Raw genomic sequence first — 19,132 nt, forward strand, 5'->3', positions numbered from 1 at the left:
TCATAAACTCGCACAGTTTCACATTTGCAGCCCGCATTCATGGGTTAATCAACAAACTTGGCGGCAGCCAACAGCAGATACACGTCCGATACCGCCACAACTAGCCCCCGCCACCCCGACTACGCCTTATCCAGCCACTCCTGAGCGACCAACTCAGGGCTGGCGCCACCAGCCACAGCCCGGGTCATCAGCTTTAAGTCCTCAGTGCTCAGCGAACCCGCTATCTCATTGAGCACGCGGACTCGATCATCTCGGTCCAGCGCTGGCTTGACGTAGAAAGGCACAAGCCATTGCGGCAAGTCAGCCCCAGCATTGTCAGCTGACAGATCCGCGCAGCCCTGTGCCATGCCCGCGTCGGTGGCCATTACTTCGCCCGGCAGCGACCGCGAAAATGCGTCGTACACGCGGTCGCGCCACTCTCCGCTGAACTGCTTGTCCGGGGTGGAGTCGTCGGCGTATTCCTCCGCCAGTGAAGCCGCCGACGCAGGGTCGCTCAGGCCGAGTAGCTCACCTGTGCATCCGAAGGAGACCAGGACCGCTTCATTGCGTACGGCCCGCAACCGGTCGTCAGCATTGCGAATGCCGACGACCTCCGCTTGCCGCCCTATTCTCTCGAAGCTTTGCGCATACACGTACGCAAGAGCTGCTTGCTCAGGGTTGCGTAGGTCTGCCCCGACAGTCACTACCGCCTCCTGCTCGGGAGGAACGGGCATCTGCGGATCCAAATCAGAACATGCGGCAAGACCGAACCCCGTCGCCCCAGTGACCAATGCCAGGGCGGTAAAAGTGCACGCAGTAGCCGTGGAGCTACCCTTGCACCCCATTGAGCGGATGCGAAAGTGGAACCCGGCGTTCGCACGTCTAAAATCAATCATCGACACCAGCGTAACCTACGAACGGATTGTGAGGTCACCCAGAATGGGCGAAGAGAAAAGCCGCAACATCAGCGCTTCGGCGAAGGCTCGCAATCCGCGAACTAGCTCGGCCAGTCAAAGCCAAAAACCGTCGGCCACAGCAAAACCCGGTAAAACCGCTCGGGCGACGAATGCGGCTAAATCCGCAGCGAAGTCGGCTGTCTCGAAGGTGACGCGCACCAACGGCTCGTCGTCAAGCACAGGAACAGGACAGTCGAGGGCGGTGCGCGATGCCCTGCGCGATTGCGGCGTCTACATCGGCGGCAAGCGTTTGCCCGGCACCTACGACCACTTCTCCGGGCTGTCCGAGGTACGGAATTTTGGCGAGGGCTTCACGTGGCTATCGTTGTCGCGCCCCAACGCGACACAGATGGACGCCATCGCCGAGCTTTACGGGCTGGATGAGCTGACGGTGGAGGACGCACTGACTAACCGCCAGCGTCCCAAGATTGAGATCCACGATGATCACGTGGTTTTTGTAATTCGCTCGATTCATTACTCCCCGGAAGGTCTCGCGGATGACGAAAATGAGATCATTCGCTCCGGCCAGCTGATGATTGTCATCGGCCCGGAGTACGTCATCACCATTCGCATGGGCATGCCGAGCTCGGATATGCAGCGCATTAGCGCACGCGTGGAGAACACCACCGACGCCATCGACTACGGCCCCGCGGGCGTGCTGTGGGCGCTGACGGACAACCTCGTCGACGCGTACCTGCGCATCGCGATGCAGCTGGAAGATCGCGTGGAGATTATGGAAGACGAAGTCTTCGAGCCGAACTTGGATTCGGATATTGAGGACATTTACATCCTCAAACGAGAGATTCTGGAGATGCGCCACGCGATCGATCCGCTGACACCGGCGCTGCGCTCCCTGATGAATCTGCGGGAAGACATCATGCCTAAGGACGTCAGCCGTTACCTTTCCGATGTTCTCGACCACCAGCTCGCCGCCGCGGACCTCGTCTCCGGACTCGACGAACGACTCTCCGCCCTCATCGACGCCGCCGCCGTGAAAATCCAGCTGCAGCAGAACCAGGATATGCGTACCATCTCGGCGTACGCGGCTATTCTCGCCGTCCCGACCGCCCTGGCCGGCATCTACGGCATGAACTTTGACCACATGCCCGAGCTGCACTGGGAGTACGGCTACTTCATCGTCCTCGCCATCATGTTCGCCATCGTGGCGTTTTTGGTGTGGGTCCTGCGCCGCAACAAGTGGCTATAGGCTCTGCTTCTGGCAGGCATCGCTTTACGACGGATACAGCAACCTACCCACGGTTCCCACCGAGCGCCCGCTGCGCCAACAGGTCACGGGCCCGCTCAGCATTGCGGGGATTGCACAGGACATCGTAGCGACGGGCAACAATCTCCGTAGTGCTCGAGAAATCCCGCTTGCCGTTTTGCATTGCGTACGGAACTGCGGCCAGCACGATGCCGAAGATGGCGCCCATACCGAGGCCAACAATCAGCGGGCTCACCCAATCGTCCTGGAAAAGCCCCAGAATCAGGCCGAAGAACAGGCCCATCCACAGCCCGTACAGCGCGCCGCCGCCGAGCACCTTCGGCCAAGTCAGCCTGCCGACCACGCGCTCCACCTGCATCAGGTCAACACCGACGATGGTGAGGTCGGAAACCGGGAACTCATCGCGATCACTGAGCGAATCCACCGCCGCCTGCGCGTCGGAGTAGTTGGTGAAACTGCCCACCGGCCACCCCTCGGGCACCTGGCGCTGAGGCAACCGGGACTTCATACTCTGTTCCCGGCCGCTCCCCCAACCGCTGCCCGCTTCCCCATTTGCCATCGGTACTCTCACCGTTCCCTTGCAGTTGTTGTCACAGTAAAAGGTGACTCAGTTGCTAAAAATATTGCTAAAACTATCGCCAAAAGGCGTTCTATCAAGGACAACGTCAGACGATTGGCAATTGTTCCACCGACTGGTCCGCCGCCCATTCCACCGCCACCGCTCTTGCCGGAAGGGTTGGTCGCTGTGACCGTCGTAAAGCGGCAAACTACTGATTTCGTCAGTAGTTCTTTGTCTTGCGGGGTCTCACGATAAGATTCACTACATAATGTCTACGATTACTGAAGCTGAAGTTCGCACCGCCCTGGCGCAGGTCGAAGATCCTGAGGTACGTCGCCCGATTACCGAGATTGGCATGGTCAAGTCCATCTCGGTGGCGGACAACAATGACGTGGCCGTGGAGATTTACCTCACCATCGCCGGTTGCCCCATGAAAAACACCATCATCGAGCGCACCGAAGAGGCGCTGAACGGTATCGAGGGCGTTGGCAACGTCACCGTCACCACCGATGTGATGAATGACGAGCAGCGCCGCGAGTTCCGCAACGCCGTCCGCGGCACCGCCTCCGAGCCGGTGATCCCATTCGCCCAGCCGGACTCCCGCACCCGCGTGTTCGCCGTCGCCTCCGGTAAGGGTGGCGTCGGTAAGTCCTCCGTGACCGTGAACCTCGCCGCCGCGCTGGCCGCGAAGGGTCTGTCTGTCGGTGTCCTCGATGCCGACGTCTACGGACACTCCATCCCACACATGATGGGCTCCGAGGAAAAGCCACACCAGGTCGACGACATGATCATGCCTCCGCAAGCGCACGGCGTGTCACTGATTTCTATCGGACACTTCGTCGACGACAACGCACCGGTTGTCTGGCGTGGGCCAATGCTGCACCGCGCTATCCAGCAGTTCCTCGCGGACGTGTTCTGGGGCGACCTGGACGTCCTGCTTTTCGACTTGCCCCCGGGAACCGGCGACATCGCCATCTCCGTGGCGCAGCTCGTGCCGAACGCTGAGCTGCTGATTGTTACTACCCCGCAGATGGCCGCCGCCGAGGTCGCAGAGCGCGCCGGCACCATTTCGCTGCAGACCCGCCAGCGCATCGCCGGTGTCATCGAGAACATGAGCTGGATGGAGATGCCGGACGGCTCCAAGATGGAGGTCTTCGGCGCAGGTGGCGGCGAGACCGTTGCCCGTCGTCTTACCCAGATCACCGGCGGAAAGGTCGAGCTGCTCGGCCAGGTGCCGCTGGACACAGAGCTACGCGAAGGCGGCGACAAGGGCACCCCGATTGTCCTGTCCAAGCCGGATTCGGGCGCGGGCGAGGCCCTGAACGCTATCGCTGACAAGCTGGTTGTTCGTCGCGAGTCGCTCGCAGGCAAGTCGCTCGGCTTGGGCGTAACTCCGAAGTAGGCCTTCGCTTTACGACGATCACAGCGACGCCCCCTCCCCGGTATTTTCGGTGCCGGGAAGGGGGCGTCTGCTTTTGCGGCTGCGGTGTCTGGGGCGTATGTGTTGTGGGCGCTTTCGGTGGTGCATCCATCAAAGCGGCTGCGTGCACTTACTGACTAGGTTTATGACACTTTCGTGGCAAAATTTGTGCTCAAAGTGTCATAAACCTAGTCAGTAACTTGCGGTCGGGAACGGTTTGCAACCTCTATAGGTTGTCGTCGTCGACCCAGGCCTGCACCCCACGGGGCTGCTGAGGTTGTTGCGGCTGCTGTGGTGTTTGCTGTGCTTGCTGTTGGCGGGCCTGGGCAACTGGATCCTGCCACGTCCCCGGCTGCGGGAGCGGCTGCTGCGACGGAGCCGGCTGCACTGGCTGGTTCGTATTGGACTGCTGGTACTGCTGACCCGCAGGCCCGGCCGCTCCTGCAGCTCCGGCTGCACCAGTTCCGCCACCACCCGCTGCGGGCTTACCGGAGAGCATGTCCAGGTAGGTGTCATCGCCGTCGAAAAGCGTCCTGGTGATGGCGGTCTTCGGGTTGAGACGACGGAGATCGTTGAGCTCCTGCAGCGGCTTGCGAAGATCGTCGAAGTCTTCGCCGAACTCGTCCGAGAGGTTATCGCGTGCGTCATTGATTGCGGTGCGCGCAGCCAAGAGCAATGCGCGGACGTCCTCAATTACCTTCGGCAACCGCTCAGGTCCGATGAGAATTAGTCCGAGGATAAAGAGGACAAGAATCTCGCCCCAGCCAACATTAGAAAACACGTTATACCACCTTAGTTACAGTGCACCTCGCATGCAGCATTGCGTGGCCAAATCCACCAAATCTGCTAAATCCGCAGAAACCAGCGCCCCCTACTCCGGCGTGATCTTCGCCTCCAGCTCGGCTCCGTGGCGAACGATCTTCAATACCGCCTCATTACCAGCGCCAACAGTCCACAGCGCCACCGTGAGCTCATCTGCGGACGATACCGCGCGGTCTCCCACAGCCGTAATCACATCGCCTTCCTGCAGGCCTTCCCGGTCGGCAACGCCTCCCGGCAGGATGCTGGCAATCTCGGCACCAGTCAGTGCGCCATTGGAAACCGTGCGCGCTGTCACGCCAATCCCCGGATGAACCGGCTGCTCACCGGCGATGAGCTGCTCCGCGATGGCAACGGCTGAATTGATTGGAATCGCAAAGCCCAACCCCTGTGAGCCACCCGAACTACTGAAAATCACCGTATTAATACCGATAATGGCACCGCGGATATCCACCAGTGGACCACCCGAGTTACCCGGGTTGATGGAGGCATCGGTCTGAATCGCATCGGCGTAACCGTCCGTGTCGGTCCCCTCAGCAGCCAGGCGCACCGGGCGATTGAGCGCCGAGACAATGCCCGAGGTCACCGTGCCGCCAAGCCCCTGCGGCGAGCCCATCGCAATCACTGTGTCACCGACCGCAACCGCGTTGGAATCACCAAGCTGCGCCACAGTCAGCCCCGCAACATCTTCGACCTTAATCACAGCGAGGTCGGTCTTCGGGTCGCGGCCAATAATCTTGGCCGGCACTTCCTTCAGCTTTCCGCCGTCCCAAAACGTTACGGAGACCTGCATATCCTGCCGGTCCGCCACCGCCGAAACGACGTGGTTATTCGTCAAAATATGACCGTCACCATCAATGACAAACCCCGAGCCCACGCCCGAGACCTCACCGGCACTGACCGCAATCGACACCACCGCGGGACGAAGAGCCTCCGCCACCTTGCCGATTTCAGTCAAATCACCGTTGCCCGGCCGCCCCTCGATCTGCTGCAGCTCCACACGCTGGTAGTCCGAGCGGAAAGACTTGCCAGCCCAACCGCCAACAAAGCCGCCAACACCGCCAATGAGCAGCACCACGGCCGACGATGCCGCAATCACACGCCACGGCACCTCGCGGCCAAAAATCACTTCCCGCGCGCTGACGCGGGGAGCCGTCTTCGGGCGAGGCTTCTTTTTCGCTTCGGGTTTGCGGGCTGGACGCCCCGTCGTCATGCGTGACGACGAATCCTGCCACGGCGAATACTCTTGGGCGGTCGCACTGGTGTCGTCGTCAAGCTTCTGCCCTGGAGCACGCTGTAACCCGCCAGTTGCGGCGGCACGATCGGAGTCCGGGGCGAACGCGGAATCATCGAAAGAGCGATGTTTGCCCACTAGTGACTACCACCTTTACGAAAACCGCGAACGATCTGCTCCAACGCGGCACTCAGCGACTCCGGCGGACGGTGCGTGAGATGCCGCGCCGACCGATGGGGCTCTGAGTCCTCGCAACTGCCTGCGAAATCAGCAATACGAGCGCGCAGCTCAGCTGGAATGTGCAAGGGCGCACTATCACGCAGACGCTTGGCTGCCTGCCGCTGCTTCGCGACCTCCCGGCGACACTCCGGGCATGCCATCAGGTGCGCCTGCGCACGACGCTCAGCTACGACCGACAACTCGCCGTCAACAAAAGCGGCAATCGCCTCGGTGCCGAGATGCTCCGTTGACAAAAAACGCTTGTCATCGCCCTGCTGAATCACAGACTGCAGCACCTCCAGAAATCGCACCTATTTAACTAGCCCCACAATAGCCGCTCCCGCGGATTGAGTGCGGGAAATCTAGCCTGCGGTGACCGACTCCGGCAGCTCCTGTCGTTCCTTCTCCAGGCGCTCCAACGTCGCCCGCAAGCTGGAACGTGCCCGGTGAATACGCGAACGCACAGTGCCCATCTTGAGCCCAAGGGTGCTGGCAATTTCCTCGTAGGTCAGCCCCACCACATCACAGAGGACAACCACCGCGCGATAGTCCGGCTGCAGCTCAGCCAGCGCGATTTCCAAATCCGGGTCGAGCATCGCGTCATCGACGGCCTGCTCCGGGGTCTTCAGCGTACCCGGGACGCGGTCGTAGTTCTCCGGCAACGCCTCCATCCGGATGACCTGCCGATGCCGGACCATATCCAAAAACAGGTTAGTGGTAATCCGATGCAGCCAGCCTTCAAAAGTGCCGGGACGGTATGACTTCAGCGAGCGGAACACACGCATGAATGTCTCCTGCGTCAGGTCTTCCGCGTCCTGCTGGTTACCAGTCAACCGATATGCGAGCCCATAAACACTATCCGCGTGGGCCTGGACCAGCTCCGACCACGACGGCATCTCCCCCACACCTGCGTCAAAAGCCGCGGTGCCGGACAGTTGCTCAGTTACGTCAGCGGACGCGGCGTCCTCGCGGCTGGCGCCTACGCTGACTCGTTCGGACTTGACTCGTTCGGGCATGAGGTTCAGTGTTCCTTACCAACCTTAGGTTTGTAGTGACCTTACCCTGAAAATAGTTTGAGAGTCCAGACAAACTTGAGGCTTGTTTACCCACCTAGTCCGGCACTGACCGGCGCGCCCCGCTGCCCTGCCCGAAGTTTTTTCCTACGCTATAGAACGTGTCCGAAACGAGTTCTTCTGCTACCCCGCTATCCGCACGTGACGCTATTGCACAGCACGTCAACAACACGACCGTAGTCTCCGAGGCCCTTGAAAGCGCCCGAGAGAGCGCTCGCGAATACGGAGTTGCCGTCCCCGATACGATGACCGGCGCCGCTTTGACCTCGCTCATGGCTCTGACCAGTGCCCGCCGCGACGGTCACCCCGCCGCTGTCATCGCATCGCCTGCGGCAGGCGTAGTCGGTTTGCACCTGGCCGCCGGCCTCGGCGATGACGGCGTTCTCACCTGCATCGACCCGGAGCTCGAGCACCAGTCTCTGGCAAAGTCCGCTTTCCGAGCCGCAGGCATCCGCCCCAACCGACAGCGCTTCCTGCCTTCGCAGCCGCTGGAGGTCATGGATCGACTGGCCGCCGACTCCTACGACTTGGTCTACTTGGACGTCGCCCCGGCGATCCTCCGCGCCGCCCAGGAAAAGGCCTGGCCGCTGCTTCGCTCCGGTGGCGCGCTCGTCCTGACCGGCGCGCTCCTCGACGGCACTGTCGCTGACTCGTCACGCACTGACCGTGACACCGTCGCTGCCCGCGAAGCCGACGAATATATGCTCCAGCTTGACGACGCTTACGTGATGCGCCTACCTCTAGCAGCTGGCACCACTGTGCTGGTGAAGAAGTAGTTTTCTACTGTTGGCCGGCCGGCTAGCGGCAGCGGTGGGCCACTGCGACTTACTGACTGCGTTTATGACAAAAATGGCCCGAAAAATGGCTTGAAAGTGTCATAAACTCACACAGTTTCACATTTGCAGCCCATGCCCGTATTCACATGCGCACCCCATATTCACAGGTGCAGCCCGCAACTTTTAGGGCTGCCAGTTTTGGGGCTAGGTAGCAACTAGGTAGCAAAAAGGGTTAAAGGCAAAAGGCACGTACCCCACGGTACGTGCCTTTTCAGCCGGTCGGACTCAGACAGTCTAGATAACCTGGTTCTTACCAACGGCCACAACGCCACCAGCGCTGACCTTGAAGCGCTCTGCGTCCTTCTCCGGATCGACACCGATAATGGCGCCGTCGGAAACTACAACGTTCTTGTCCAAAATCGCATGGCGAACCACTGCTCCGCGGCCGACGCGAACGCCTGGGAAGAGAACCGAGCCCTCCACCGTCGCGCCATCCTCGACCACAACGTTGGTGCTAATCACCGAGTTGCGGACCGTACCACCGGAGACAATCGAACCAGCACCGACCATCGAAGCCTGAGCAATACCGCCCTGGACAAACTTGGCCGGAGGCAGGTTCTCCTCTGAGAAGGTGTGGATTGGCCACTTCTTGTTGTAGAGGTTAAACACCGGGTGGACGGAAATCAGGTCCATGTTGGCCTCGTAGAAGGCATCGATGGTACCGACATCACGCCAGTAGCCCTTGTCACGTTCGGTCTCACCCGGAACGTAGCTGTCCTTGAAGTCCCAGACGAAAGCTTCGCCCTCCTCTACCAGCATCGGAATAATGTTTCCGCCCATATCATGGTCGGAGTTTTCATCTTCCGAGTCACGCTTAATAGCGTCGATAAGCGCGGAGGTAGTGAAGATGTAGTTACCCATCGACGCGAACGTCGAGTTCGGGTCATCCGGGGTGCCGGGCGGATCAGCCGGCTTCTCCAGGAACTCGGTGATTCGGTTGTTGTCATCGGCATCGATGACACCGAATGCGCTGGCCTCAGAACGCGGGACGCGGATACCAGCGACCGTCACGCCAGCGCCAGACTCGATGTGGGCCTCCAGCATCTGCTGCGGATCCATGCGATAGACGTGGTCGGCACCGAAGACGATGACGTACTCCGGATCCTCGTCGTAAACCAAGTTCAGCGACTGCAGAATCGCGTCCGCCGAACCGGTGAACCAGCGCTTACCCAGACGCTGCTGAGCCGGCACCGGGGTGACGTACTGGCCGGTGATGCCAGACAGCTGCCACGCCTGCGAAATGTGACGGTCGAGCGAGTGGGACTTGTACTGGGTCAGCACACAGATCTTCAAGAAACCTGCGTTGACCAGGTTCGACAGCACGAAGTCGATAAGCCGATAGCTACCGCCGAAAGGCACGGCGGGCTTAGCGCGGTCTTCCGTCAGCGGGAAGAGACGCTTGCCTTCGCCACCGGCAAGGACAATGGACAAAACATGTGGTTGACTCCTCACACCAACCAACCTATATGCGATTTACGTTCCTCGCTGCCAGTCTCCCCTCCCCGCTACCCACACCCAGGCATATCAAGCGACGGAAATTGTCAAATCTGGTTACGCTGGAACTATGCGTGTTGCCATGATGACCAAGGAATACCCTCCGGAGATTTACGGCGGAGCAGGTGTTCACGTAACTGAACTGACTCGTTTCATGCGCGGCCTCGACGGCGTTGACGTCGATGTGCACTGCATGGGTGCTCCTCGCGATGAGGCGGATGTATATGTCCACGGCGTTGACCCGGAGTTGAAGGATGCCAACGCCTCGATTAAGACGCTGTCCACGGGGTTGCGCATGGCAAATGCCGCCGCGGCAACCGACATTGATGTCGTCCACTCTCACACGTGGTACTCGGGCCTGGGCGGTCACCTCACTGGTCTGCTCAAGGGCATTCCGCATGTGGCAACCGCGCACTCACTGGAGCCGCACCGCCCATGGAAGCGCGAGCAGCTTGGCGGCGGTTACGACGTTTCCAGCTGGTCCGAGCGCAATGCTATGGAGTACGCAGACGCTGTCATTGCTGTTTCCGCGCGCATGAAGGACGCCATCCTGGATGCCTACCCGCGTATCTCCCCCGACAAGGTCCACGTTGTCCTGAACGGTATCGACACCGAGCTGTGGTACCCGCGCCCGACGTGGGAAGAGTCCAAGGAACAGAACGGCTGGTCTGTCCTGGAGGAGCTCGGCGTTGACCCGTCTCGCCCGATGGTCGCGTTCGTCGGCCGCATCACCCGTCAGAAGGGTGTCGCTCATTTGGTCAAGGCCGCATCGCTTTTCGACGACGGTGTGCAGCTCGTTCTGTGCGCCGGCGCTCCGGACACCCCGGAAATCGCGAAGGAGACTGAGCAGCTCGTCCATGACCTCCAGGAGAAGCGCGATGGCATTTTCTGGGTGCAGGACATGCTGCCGAAGGAGAAGATCCAGGAGATTCTGACGGCCGCGGATTCCTTCGTCTGCCCGTCCATCTACGAGCCGCTGGGCATCGTTAACCTCGAGGCTATGGCCTGTGGCACCGCCGTTGTCGCCTCTGATGTCGGCGGTATTCCGGAGGTTGTCGTCGATGGTGAAACCGGCACTCTGGTTCACTACGACGAGTCCGATCCGGAGGGCTTCGAACGAGGCATCGCTGCCGCTGTCAACAACATGGTCGCCGACCGCGACCGCGCTGCCAAGGTTGGCCAGGCGGGTAAGAAGCGCGCTGAAGATGTGTTTAGCTGGGAGAACATCGCTCAGCAGACCGTCGAGGTCTATAAGTCTTTGATGTAGCTGGCTGTCTGCGAGACGCCACGGATGCGCGGCGAACGGAGTCTCCTCATAAGGCCCATCGCTTCCGAGAAGGAAGCGGTGGGCCTTTTTTAGCCTTTTTACTAACCCCGTTCAGGACATTTACTTATGCCTTTGCCCACTTTCCTAAACCTAATTTAAGTTTTGGCTGAATTTATCATTCCTGGTCAATAGCATACTGAGTATGAGATTCACTAAGAAGGTGGCAGCAGTTGGTGCCGCCATTGCCATAGCGCTAGCGGGTGCAGTACCGCATCAGGCGCTCGCTACAGAAGTAGCCCCATCCCCTAGTACCGCTACCATCACCGAGCGTGGTCCCCTTGGACAGTCCGGTCGCTGGTTTACCGACGGTGACGGCCGTGCTTTCCTCACTCAGGGATCGAACATCGTCTACAAGCACGATCCTTACACCCCAGAGGCCGGAGGCTTTAACGAGGACGATGCTGACTGGCTCGTGCAGCAGGGCTTCGACTCCATGCGAGTCGGCATTATCTGGAAAGCAGTAGAGCCAAAGCCCGGCGAGTACAACGACGAATACCTGGATTCCATTGCCCGCACTATCTCCATGCTCACTGAGCGTGGAATCGCGGTCTTGGTCGATGCCCACCAGGACATGTACAACGAGAAGTTCGAAGGCGAATTTGCCCCGGATTGGGCTGTCATTGACGACGGGGTTCCCAGCCTCTTAAAGGTTGGCTTCCCCGCTAACCAGGCTCTCAATATCGGACTCATTAGGGCATACGACAACTTCCTGAATAACCGCGAAGGGCCAGGCGGCGTTGGGTTGCAGGAGCGTTACGCAGCCATGTGGGGCCATGTCGCCAAACGCCTTGGCGACATGCCGGGACTGATGGGCTACGACATCATAAATGAACCGTGGCCAGGCTCCGCATACCCACTGTGCTATCTGGCTCTCGGCGACTGCGGCCCGGCTAAGGAAAAGCTCGATGAACTGCACCAGAAGGCTGCCAATCAGATTGTCGACAAGGACCCGGACGCTATTGTCCACTACGAGCCCTACTCCATGTGGAACACCGGATTGAACACGAATCCGGCAGCCCCGGAGGTTCCTGAAACCGCTGGTACGGCCCTCAGCTGGCATGTCTACTGCACCACGAATGCCCTGTTCAACACCTACACGGGCTGTGACTTCTTCGATGGTCGTACCTTCGACAATGCGGAAATCGTCTCATCCGGTAACGGCTCGGCCACACTGCTGTCCGAGTTCGGTGCGACCGACGATGCCGATACCCTCAATGGCGTAATTTCGCTTGCCCGCCGCCACATGGTCGGCTGGCAGTACTGGTCCTACTGCGGATGCAACGACCCGACGACGCAGAACCAGAAGGAACAGGGCATGGTCTTCGACCCTACTGTTCCAGGACCTGTAGGTGCCGATGCCTTCAACCGCGACAAGATGACCATCCTCGCCGCTCCACACCTGCGAGCGGTCGCAGGCACCCCGCAAGCTACCGACTGGAACCGCGACACCCGTGTCTACCAGGCCAGCTGGAACAATAACCGCGTCGACGGCACCGGAGTTTTCGCACCTGGTTCCACCAGCGAGCTCGTTGTGCCCTCGATCAACTTCCCGAATGGGTTCACAGTGAATGTCGAAGGCGGTCACGCCACTGTCGCTGCCGATGGCCAGACCGTTCATATCGTCTCCACTGCTGACCAAGTGACAGTCACCATCCAGCCGAAGTAGAACCAACCGCTCGATTCACCAAATCGCGCCCTGTGGATTTTTCCGCAGGGCGTTTTTCTTGCCACGATTTCCTTACCCACAAGCCGATCGGACATCTAACAGACGACCCGCCCCAGCTTGGGCTACAAATATCGCGAATATAATGGCTTCCATGACCACTCACGAGAATTTTCCAACGGTCCGACACACAATTTTCCAAAACTCACTGATGTCCGCACTGCTCGATGGCATCTACGACGGCGAGATGACCATTGGCGAAATCCTTGGTCATGGAAACTTCGGCATCGGTACCTTCGACGGCCTCGATGGCGAAATGGTAATCCTCGACGGGGTCTGCTGGCAGGTGCGTCACGACGGCTCCGCAACCCGGGCCACCATGGATCAGCGCAGCCCCTACACGGTGGTGACCAACTTCGTCCCGCACACGGTGATGGATGCGCCGGAAAACCTGACTCGCAAGGAAATTAGCCCCATCATCGATTCCCTGGTGCCGAGCCAAAACTTTATGTACGCACTGCGGATTACCGGCGAATTTGAGTGGGTGAAGACTCGAACCGTCGTAAAGCAGGAAAAGCCGTACCAGAAGATGGTTGATGCGACGGAAGAAGACGCCTCGGTTGATTTTGAGAACCTGCAGGGCACGATTGCGGGCTTCCGCACGCCGGTCTATGAGAAGGGAATTTCGGTGCCCGGCTGTCACGTGCACTTCCTCGCGGAAGGCGGCACCGGCGGCGGGCATGTGCTGGACTTTAAGCTGCGCTCGGGCACTATCGAACTGTGCCCGGGCACTGACCTGCAGCTTCGCCTTCCGCTAACGGCGGAATTCTCGGATGCTGACCTGGATCCGGAAGACCTGGATGAGCAGATTCACAAAACCGAGGTCAAGGAGTAAACGCTAGTCTCCCGGGCGGCCAAGACGAGTGACGTAGGCACGGGCGGTGACGTGCATCTCTGCAGGTAGCGCCGCAATGCGTTCCTGCAGCACCTCCGGGTGAATATGGCGTGCCGACGGGCTCATACCGATCTGCGCGGCGATTGCACCCTGGTTGAGGTTCATACCGAACTCCACCAGCTCCGGGTCGCCAACAGGCACGAGGTGCCCCTCTGCCTGGGAAATCATGCGCTCGACCTTGCCGCGCTCGACATCAATGATGCCCAGTGGCTCACGAAGCTCACCCAAGTGACCAGTGGTGGCAGTCAGAACCACAACCTGGCCGCCCGGCTTGAGCACGCGAGCGAACTCCTCCGCGTTGCGAGGTGCGAAGACGACTGTAAGCGCATCGATGGAGCCATCACGCAGCGGCAGACGCGCCCACGCATCGGCTACAACGGCGCCGAGGCGCGGGTGGCTCTTGGCCAGGTGCTTGGCGGCCGGCACAGACACATCAATGCCTACGCCACGGGAATTGGGAATGCTGTCCAGCGTGTGTGCGAGGTAGTAACCAGTGCCCGCACCGACTTCGCAGATGACTGGGCTGGCGGCCTCGGACACGTTGGCGTCGTCAAGCACGTCCTGGACGTTGCCTGTAACTGCCTCAACGAATGGAGCATAGTGGCCACCAGAGAGGAACTCCTCGCGGGCGGTAATCATCTTGGCGTCATCGCCGGTGTAGCGCAGACCAGCCCCTCCGGCGAGCGTAACGTAACCCTGGCGGGCGACATCATAGCTATGTCCGGATTCGGACTTCAGAGTCATTCGTTCGGCATCACCAAACTTCAAATCAGTGCCATCGATGGGGTCAGCAAGCACATCAATGATGTCAGCTAGCACGTCGGTCACTCCTCAAACTGAGCTAGAAAAATAATTTTCACTATCTTAGCCCGTGTCGAGCTCAGCCAAGTAACTCCAATGCGAGTTACTGACTACGTTTATGACAAAAATTGCCCGAAAACTGGCTTGAAAGTGTCATAAACTCGCACAGTTTCACATTTGCAGCCCGTATTTTTTGTTCATAAACCCTCATTCGAGCCGTTATCACCTGAAAAAGAAAAGGCGACCTACACCACTGGTGTAGGTCGCCGCTGGGTCAAAACCGGACAGGCCCGGCCACTACCCGGCCTCTACCCGATACCCCACTACTCTGCTACTCCACTACTGCTACAAGCTCTGCACCGAGCTCCTTGGCTTCCTCCGGGGACAGTTCCACCACCAGGCGCCCACCACCATCTGCGGGGACGCGCATCACAATCTTCTTGCCCTCTTTAACTGCCTCCAGCGGACCATCACCGGTACGCGGCTTCATTGCTGCCATGTGAACTCCTTCGTTCTAAGACAATGTCGATGCAGGAGACGACCAGCTACCCCAGCTCAGCTGTGGTAGCCAGGAGATTGACAATCCCGGTTCAAGACCTCGGTCTAAGACCCCGGTTTAAAATCCCGGTTTAGAATCCCGGTCGGCATTTCGACTACTTCTCTTCATCATAGTCTTTTGTTTCACGCAGCGGCATGGGTGAAGCGCCTCAAACTACGCCCCTTACACCAGCCCACGCACCGGATGCAGTGGTGCAAAATCACCAGAAATAGCCAGAGTCATGCGACAGACATCAAGGGTTTCGGACACCTGATGCGAACGAAACACCGCAACGCCGGCAGCTGCCGCATGGGCAGTCGCGGCCAAGGTGCCGGGCACACGTTGCTCGACCGGGCGGTCCAGAGTCTCACCGACGAAGTCCTTATTCGACAGCGCCATAAGCACCGGCCAGCCTGTAGCCACGAGCTCATTGCAGCGCCGCAGAAGTTCGAGGCCGTGGTAGGTGTTCTTGCCAAAGTCGTGGGTGGGATCGATGAGGATGCGGTCCTCCGGCACGCCAGCGTCCACTGCCCTCTGGGCGAGTTTGCCGGTTTCTGAGATGACATCGTCCACGACGTCGTCGTAACGCACGCGAATCGGATTGGTGCGTGGCAGTGCCCCACCTGTGTGCGAGCAGACGTAACCCATCCCGTGGGAACCCGCGACTTCCAGCAGCTCCGGGTCATGGCCCGCCCAAGTGTCATTAATGAGGTTGGCGCCAGCGTTAATGGCGGCCTCTCCGACTTCGGCGCGCCAGGTGTCGACGCTAATGTGCAGGTCAGGATAGCGCTCGCGGACCTTCGCGATGGTCGGCACCACGCGCTCGATTTCCTCGGCAACAGTTACTTCTGCACCGATACCGGCCTTGACGCCGCCGATGTCGACAATGCCCGCGCCTGCCGCAACAACTTCGTCGACGCGAGCAAGCGCAGCCTCCTCCGCAGCCGTCGCGCCACGGTCATAGAAGGAATCCGGGGTGCGATTGGCGATGGCCATCACCGTCGGCACCGCGGAGTCCTGATAAAAACTCCGCACAGCGTCCTACCTTTCGCTGAAGCGACGGACTCGGCGGAGCTTTTCGGAAACGTCAGAGGTCGGCTCACACTCTTCCAACAGCTTTTCGTGCGCGGCCTCGATGTACTCGACCGCTTCGTCAATGGAGTCGGTGACCAGGAAAAGGTCCATATCAGTCGGAGAAATCAGCTCCATGGCCACTAGTTTCTCACGCATCCAATCAACCAGCCCCGACCAGAACTCAGTGCCGAGCAGCACGATTGGGTGATTTTCCACCTTCTCGGTCTGAACCATCACCAGTGACTCAAAGAGTTCATCGAGAGTGCCGAAACCGCCCGGCAGGCAAATAAACGCCTGCGAGTACTTCAGGAACATGGTCTTCCGCACGAAGAAGTAGCGGAAGTTCATGCCCAGGTCGACCCAGTCATTCAAGTGCTGCTCGTGCGGCAGCTCAATGCCCAACCCAATGGACAGGCCGTCGGCGTCGTAGCAGCCGCGGTTGGCGGCTTCCATGATGCCCGGGCCGCCACCGGTGATGGTCGCGTAACCCGCCTCCGCCAGCGCCTTGCCCAGGTCGAAGCCCCACTGGTAGTAAGGGCTATCCTCTGGCAGACGTGCCGAACCATATACCGTCACCGCCGGCGGAATCTCCGCCAACGCACCAAAGCCGTCAACGAACTCCGACTGAATGCGCAGCACACGCCAGGTATCGTTGTGCAGCCAGTCCGTGTTCGGATTGTGTGACAACAGCCTGCGGTCGGTCGTAGACGCCTGCGGTTCGCCCGCCTGTCGAATCGCGATTGGGCCGCGGAGTGCACGGCGCTTAGCTGGGGACGGAGTACGTACAGGTTTCATAACCTCACAATGTATGCCAGCAATGACATACGCGCACCCGCTCGGCGAGGGTGGGGTGTGATTCTAGGCTCACTCAGCCACCGGCGCGGTGGTCAAGTACCGCCGCACATCCTCCCACAGTGCCGTTATGCACTCGACCGGAATCTGCTCATCCTTCTTGTGGCAGTACGCCGGGTCACCCGGGCCAAAGTTCACCGCAGGAATGCCGAGCGCCGAAAAACGCGCCACATCGGTCCACCCAAACTTGGGCTTTACGACGTCGCCTGCGACCGCAACCAACTCCTTCGCAGCCGCCGCATGCAGTCCAGGCAGCGCCCCAGGGCTCACATCCTCGACATCGACGGTGAGGTCCTCGGGCGCGAACTCGTCGAGTCCAAGCACCTCTCGGAAGTGCGCCATGGCCTCATCGGCGCTGCGGTTGGGCGCGAATCGGAAGTTGACTCGCAGCACCGCCTCGTCGGGAAGCGTATTGGTAGCAACCCCGGCCTCCAGCCAGACGACGTTGAGCCCTTCGCGGTAGGCCAACCCGTCGATGTCCACAGTCTGCGGCTCATAGGCGGCAATCCTCGACAGCACCGGCGCTAACTTGTGCACGGCATTGTCGCCGAGCCACGCCCGAGCCGAGTGCGCACGTGTGCCGTGAGCGGTCAAACGCAGGCGAATAGAGCCCTGACAACCGGCTTCGATGACATTGCCGCTGGGCTCGCCCAACAGAGCGACATCGCCAGTCAGAAGCTCCGGATGCGACTCACTCAAGTGCCGCAACCCGTTGAACTCCGCGGCGATCTCTTCGCATTCGTACATGATGAGCGTCAGGTCGCGCTGCAGCTCCTGGCTTGCCGCTAGCGTCGCAAAAGCATGCAGATAGACCGCGTCCCCGCTTTTCATATCCACAGTTCCGCAGCCAAAGAGCGTGTCTCTTCCCTGCGCGTCTACCCCACGCGTCGAAGGCACATTGTCCGCAGTCGGCACCGTATCCAGGTGTCCGGCCAGAATCACACGCTGCGGCAATCCACGATGAGTCCGTGCAATCACGTTGTTATCGATGCGCAGGACCTCAATCGACTCATCTGCCTGCGCGACCTCACGCAATGCCACCTCGACGGCATCCGCAATCGCGGTCTCATTGTGGGACACCGATTCGATGTCCACCAGTGCCGCCGTGAGGTCTACAGGATCTTGGAGCAGATTTAACTTCGATTTCACATCAATTAAGCGTACAAACCATTGTGCGCCAGCGAAACCAGAATTTTGTGATGAATATGCGCCGCACGACCATTGATCGCATCCCCATTGGCAGGCGCGCCACCGCCGAGGAACAGCGCCAGCTCATGCGGTTCGGCGGAGGTCACACCAATTCTCCCCTCCGCCGGACGCTTAAGCCCATCAGCCACCTCAAAGACCAGGGTTTTCGCTCCTTCCGGGAGAGTTTGAGCAATGATTTCCTCCGGAGTTTCGCTTGCCGACGACCCCAGCGCCCGCTCCTCCCCCGCATTATCGGTCACCTCTCCGTTGCCGCTTTCTTCCTCGACAACCCCCGCGCCGGGTCCATAGACCACAGCCACACGGGAGCCATAGACCGCAATCACCGGACGCAGCTCATTCGTGCTGACAATCACTGTAGAACCGGCCAACGGCTTGCAGACGGCCGCGACAATCTTGGCCGTTGCATGTGGCAGCTGCACTGGAGTGGGATCGATGTCTCGTCGATAAGCAGGACGAAGCGTTTCGGCGACATCGCCCAGCTCATCGCGCTCCCACATCGGCAGAGCGTCGATGCGTGCCTGCTGATCGCGGTTCTTGCGCTCCAGCAGAAGACGGGCGATCATGCCACCACCGAGCCCCACTGCGATGGCAACTGCGATAACCAGCACCAGACGGTTCGGCGCGATGAGCGCAACCACTGCGGCAATCACCACACCGACTGCGCCAATTGGCATTGCTCGCGGCGGCAAAACGAAACCAAAGAAGCTGGCTACGGCAAGAATCCAAGCACTCAACAGTGCGAATCCGACATAGAAGACCACCGGCAGGGCCAGGACGAAGCCGAGTCCGAGCACACTGACAGCAATGATGAGGCTAACTAAGAACCACTGCTTCATTTTCTGTGTGCTTTCAAGGCCAGCTAGGGGCATAGTTCATCCTTCCGCGAAGATTCCTCTAAG

19 protein-coding genes are annotated in these 19,132 nt (G+C 59.8%); 6 read left to right on the forward strand and 13 right to left on the reverse strand.

Going from position 1 to position 19,132, the window contains the following annotated elements:
• Positions 1–119: 119 nt before the first annotated feature.
• Positions 120–875 carry a type 2 periplasmic-binding domain-containing protein gene (locus HMPREF2849_RS07520; RefSeq protein WP_069358843.1) on the reverse strand — a complete coding sequence of 252 codons (756 nt, stop codon included), beginning with the start codon at positions 873–875 and terminating at the stop codon, positions 120–122.
• A gap of 43 nt (positions 876–918) precedes the next feature.
• On the opposite strand from HMPREF2849_RS07520, the gene HMPREF2849_RS07525 reads away from it, so the two are divergent.
• Positions 919–2,142, forward strand: a complete 1,224-nt coding sequence (locus HMPREF2849_RS07525; protein ID WP_016422415.1) for a magnesium and cobalt transport protein CorA — start codon at positions 919–921, stop codon at positions 2,140–2,142.
• 43 nt (positions 2,143–2,185) lie between these two features.
• Here HMPREF2849_RS07525 and HMPREF2849_RS07530 read toward each other — a convergent pair whose 3' ends face one another.
• Positions 2,186–2,668 carry a YflT domain-containing protein gene (locus tag HMPREF2849_RS07530; protein ID WP_070862833.1) on the reverse strand — a complete coding sequence of 161 codons (483 nt, stop codon included), beginning with the start codon at positions 2,666–2,668 and terminating at the stop codon, positions 2,186–2,188.
• Between the two features lie 319 nt (positions 2,669–2,987).
• On the opposite strand from HMPREF2849_RS07530, the gene HMPREF2849_RS07535 reads away from it, so the two are divergent.
• Positions 2,988–4,121: an Mrp/NBP35 family ATP-binding protein gene (locus HMPREF2849_RS07535; protein ID WP_049193006.1), complete on the forward strand. Its 1,134-nt coding sequence runs from the start codon at positions 2,988–2,990 to the stop codon at positions 4,119–4,121.
• Positions 4,122–4,365: 244 nt separating this feature from the next.
• Here HMPREF2849_RS07535 and tatB read toward each other — a convergent pair whose 3' ends face one another.
• The 4 genes from tatB to sigE all read right to left on the reverse strand — a co-directional run bounded on the left by tatB (position 4,366) and on the right by sigE (position 7,427).
• Complete coding sequence (gene tatB, locus HMPREF2849_RS07540) at positions 4,366–4,920, reverse strand: Sec-independent protein translocase protein TatB (protein WP_070429355.1); 555 nt, start codon at positions 4,918–4,920, stop codon at positions 4,366–4,368.
• 90 nt (positions 4,921–5,010) lie between these two features.
• Entirely contained in the window at positions 5,011–6,330 is a 1,320-nt protein-coding gene (locus HMPREF2849_RS07545) for a S1C family serine protease (RefSeq protein ID WP_070429356.1), read from the reverse strand.
• Positions 6,330–6,722, reverse strand: a complete 393-nt coding sequence (locus tag HMPREF2849_RS07550; protein ID WP_239271898.1) for an anti-sigma factor family protein — start codon at positions 6,720–6,722, stop codon at positions 6,330–6,332. The genes HMPREF2849_RS07545 and HMPREF2849_RS07550 overlap by 1 nt, the downstream gene beginning before the upstream one ends.
• A gap of 51 nt (positions 6,723–6,773) precedes the next feature.
• The gene (gene sigE / locus HMPREF2849_RS07555; protein ID WP_070429357.1) at positions 6,774–7,427 is read right to left on the reverse strand and encodes an RNA polymerase sigma factor SigE; all 654 of its coding nucleotides are present in this window, start codon (positions 7,425–7,427) and stop codon (positions 6,774–6,776) included.
• 158 nt (positions 7,428–7,585) lie between these two features.
• On the opposite strand from sigE, the gene HMPREF2849_RS07560 reads away from it, so the two are divergent.
• Positions 7,586–8,260, forward strand: coding sequence for an O-methyltransferase (locus tag HMPREF2849_RS07560; RefSeq protein WP_049193703.1), 675 nt, complete (start codon positions 7,586–7,588; stop codon positions 8,258–8,260).
• Positions 8,261–8,554: 294 nt separating this feature from the next.
• Here the strand turns inward: HMPREF2849_RS07560 and glgC are convergent, their stop codons facing one another.
• Complete coding sequence (gene glgC / locus HMPREF2849_RS07565; RefSeq protein WP_042388575.1) at positions 8,555–9,772, reverse strand: glucose-1-phosphate adenylyltransferase; 1,218 nt, start codon at positions 9,770–9,772, stop codon at positions 8,555–8,557.
• A gap of 112 nt (positions 9,773–9,884) precedes the next feature.
• Between glgC and glgA the strand changes: the two genes are divergently transcribed.
• The 3 genes from glgA to budA all read left to right on the forward strand — a co-directional run bounded on the left by glgA (position 9,885) and on the right by budA (position 13,699).
• On the forward strand, positions 9,885–11,081 hold the full coding sequence (glgA, locus tag HMPREF2849_RS07570) for a glycogen synthase (protein ID WP_070546826.1): 1,197 nt from the start codon (positions 9,885–9,887) through the stop codon (positions 11,079–11,081).
• A gap of 202 nt (positions 11,082–11,283) precedes the next feature.
• The gene (locus HMPREF2849_RS07575; protein ID WP_070546829.1) at positions 11,284–12,807 is read left to right on the forward strand and encodes a glycoside hydrolase family 5 protein; all 1,524 of its coding nucleotides are present in this window, start codon (positions 11,284–11,286) and stop codon (positions 12,805–12,807) included.
• A 142-nt stretch (positions 12,808–12,949) separates the two neighbouring features.
• Positions 12,950–13,699: an acetolactate decarboxylase gene (budA, locus tag HMPREF2849_RS07580; protein ID WP_083280597.1), complete on the forward strand. Its 750-nt coding sequence runs from the start codon at positions 12,950–12,952 to the stop codon at positions 13,697–13,699.
• Positions 13,700–13,702: 3 nt separating this feature from the next.
• Here the strand turns inward: budA and HMPREF2849_RS07585 are convergent, their stop codons facing one another.
• The 6 genes from HMPREF2849_RS07585 to HMPREF2849_RS07610 all read right to left on the reverse strand — a co-directional run bounded on the left by HMPREF2849_RS07585 (position 13,703) and on the right by HMPREF2849_RS07610 (position 19,069).
• Positions 13,703–14,578 (reverse strand): methyltransferase domain-containing protein, encoded by an 876-nt coding sequence (locus tag HMPREF2849_RS07585; protein ID WP_048732862.1) that lies wholly within the window; start codon positions 14,576–14,578, stop codon positions 13,703–13,705.
• Positions 14,579–14,891: 313 nt separating this feature from the next.
• Entirely contained in the window at positions 14,892–15,059 is a 168-nt protein-coding gene (locus HMPREF2849_RS07590) for a DUF3117 domain-containing protein (RefSeq protein ID WP_005509573.1), read from the reverse strand.
• A gap of 222 nt (positions 15,060–15,281) precedes the next feature.
• A complete protein-coding gene (gene folP / locus HMPREF2849_RS07595; protein WP_070862834.1) occupies positions 15,282–16,094 on the reverse strand; it encodes a dihydropteroate synthase in 813 nt (270 codons plus the stop codon).
• A 45-nt stretch (positions 16,095–16,139) separates the two neighbouring features.
• Positions 16,140–16,967 carry an LOG family protein gene (locus HMPREF2849_RS07600; RefSeq protein ID WP_070429515.1) on the reverse strand — a complete coding sequence of 276 codons (828 nt, stop codon included), beginning with the start codon at positions 16,965–16,967 and terminating at the stop codon, positions 16,140–16,142.
• A 69-nt stretch (positions 16,968–17,036) separates the two neighbouring features.
• Entirely contained in the window at positions 17,037–18,173 is a 1,137-nt protein-coding gene (gene dapE, locus HMPREF2849_RS07605) for a succinyl-diaminopimelate desuccinylase (protein ID WP_070429516.1), read from the reverse strand.
• Between the two features lie 5 nt (positions 18,174–18,178).
• Entirely contained in the window at positions 18,179–19,069 is an 891-nt protein-coding gene (locus HMPREF2849_RS07610; protein ID WP_242451379.1) for a hypothetical protein, read from the reverse strand.
• Positions 19,070–19,132: the final 63 nt, after the last annotated feature.

It is taken from the genome of Corynebacterium sp. HMSC073B01 (assembly GCF_001838255.1).
Taxonomy (GTDB): Bacteria; Actinomycetota; Actinomycetes; order Mycobacteriales; family Mycobacteriaceae; genus Corynebacterium; species Corynebacterium jeikeium_D.

Coding starts and splice junctions, on each gene's coding strand:
- HMPREF2849_RS07520 (WP_069358843.1), bottom strand. CDS start 875: ATGATTGATTTTAGACGTGCGAACGCCGGGTTCCACTTTCGCATCCGC.
- HMPREF2849_RS07525 (WP_016422415.1), top strand. CDS start 919: ATGGGCGAAGAGAAAAGCCGCAACATCAGCGCTTCGGCGAAGGCTCGC.
- HMPREF2849_RS07530 (WP_070862833.1), bottom strand. CDS start 2,668: ATGAAGTCCCGGTTGCCTCAGCGCCAGGTGCCCGAGGGGTGGCCGGTG.
- HMPREF2849_RS07535 (WP_049193006.1), top strand. CDS start 2,988: ATGTCTACGATTACTGAAGCTGAAGTTCGCACCGCCCTGGCGCAGGTC.
- sigE (WP_070429357.1), bottom strand. CDS start 7,427: ATGCCCGAACGAGTCAAGTCCGAACGAGTCAGCGTAGGCGCCAGCCGC.
- glgA (WP_070546826.1), top strand. CDS start 9,885: ATGCGTGTTGCCATGATGACCAAGGAATACCCTCCGGAGATTTACGGC.
- HMPREF2849_RS07575 (WP_070546829.1), top strand. CDS start 11,284: ATGAGATTCACTAAGAAGGTGGCAGCAGTTGGTGCCGCCATTGCCATA.
- budA (WP_083280597.1), top strand. CDS start 12,950: ATGGCTTCCATGACCACTCACGAGAATTTTCCAACGGTCCGACACACA.
- HMPREF2849_RS07590 (WP_005509573.1), bottom strand. CDS start 15,059: ATGGCAGCAATGAAGCCGCGTACCGGTGATGGTCCGCTGGAGGCAGTT.
- folP (WP_070862834.1), bottom strand. CDS start 16,094: ATGGCCATCGCCAATCGCACCCCGGATTCCTTCTATGACCGTGGCGCG.
- HMPREF2849_RS07600 (WP_070429515.1), bottom strand. CDS start 16,967: ATGAAACCTGTACGTACTCCGTCCCCAGCTAAGCGCCGTGCACTCCGC.
- HMPREF2849_RS07610 (WP_242451379.1), bottom strand. CDS start 19,069: ATGAAGCAGTGGTTCTTAGTTAGCCTCATCATTGCTGTCAGTGTGCTC.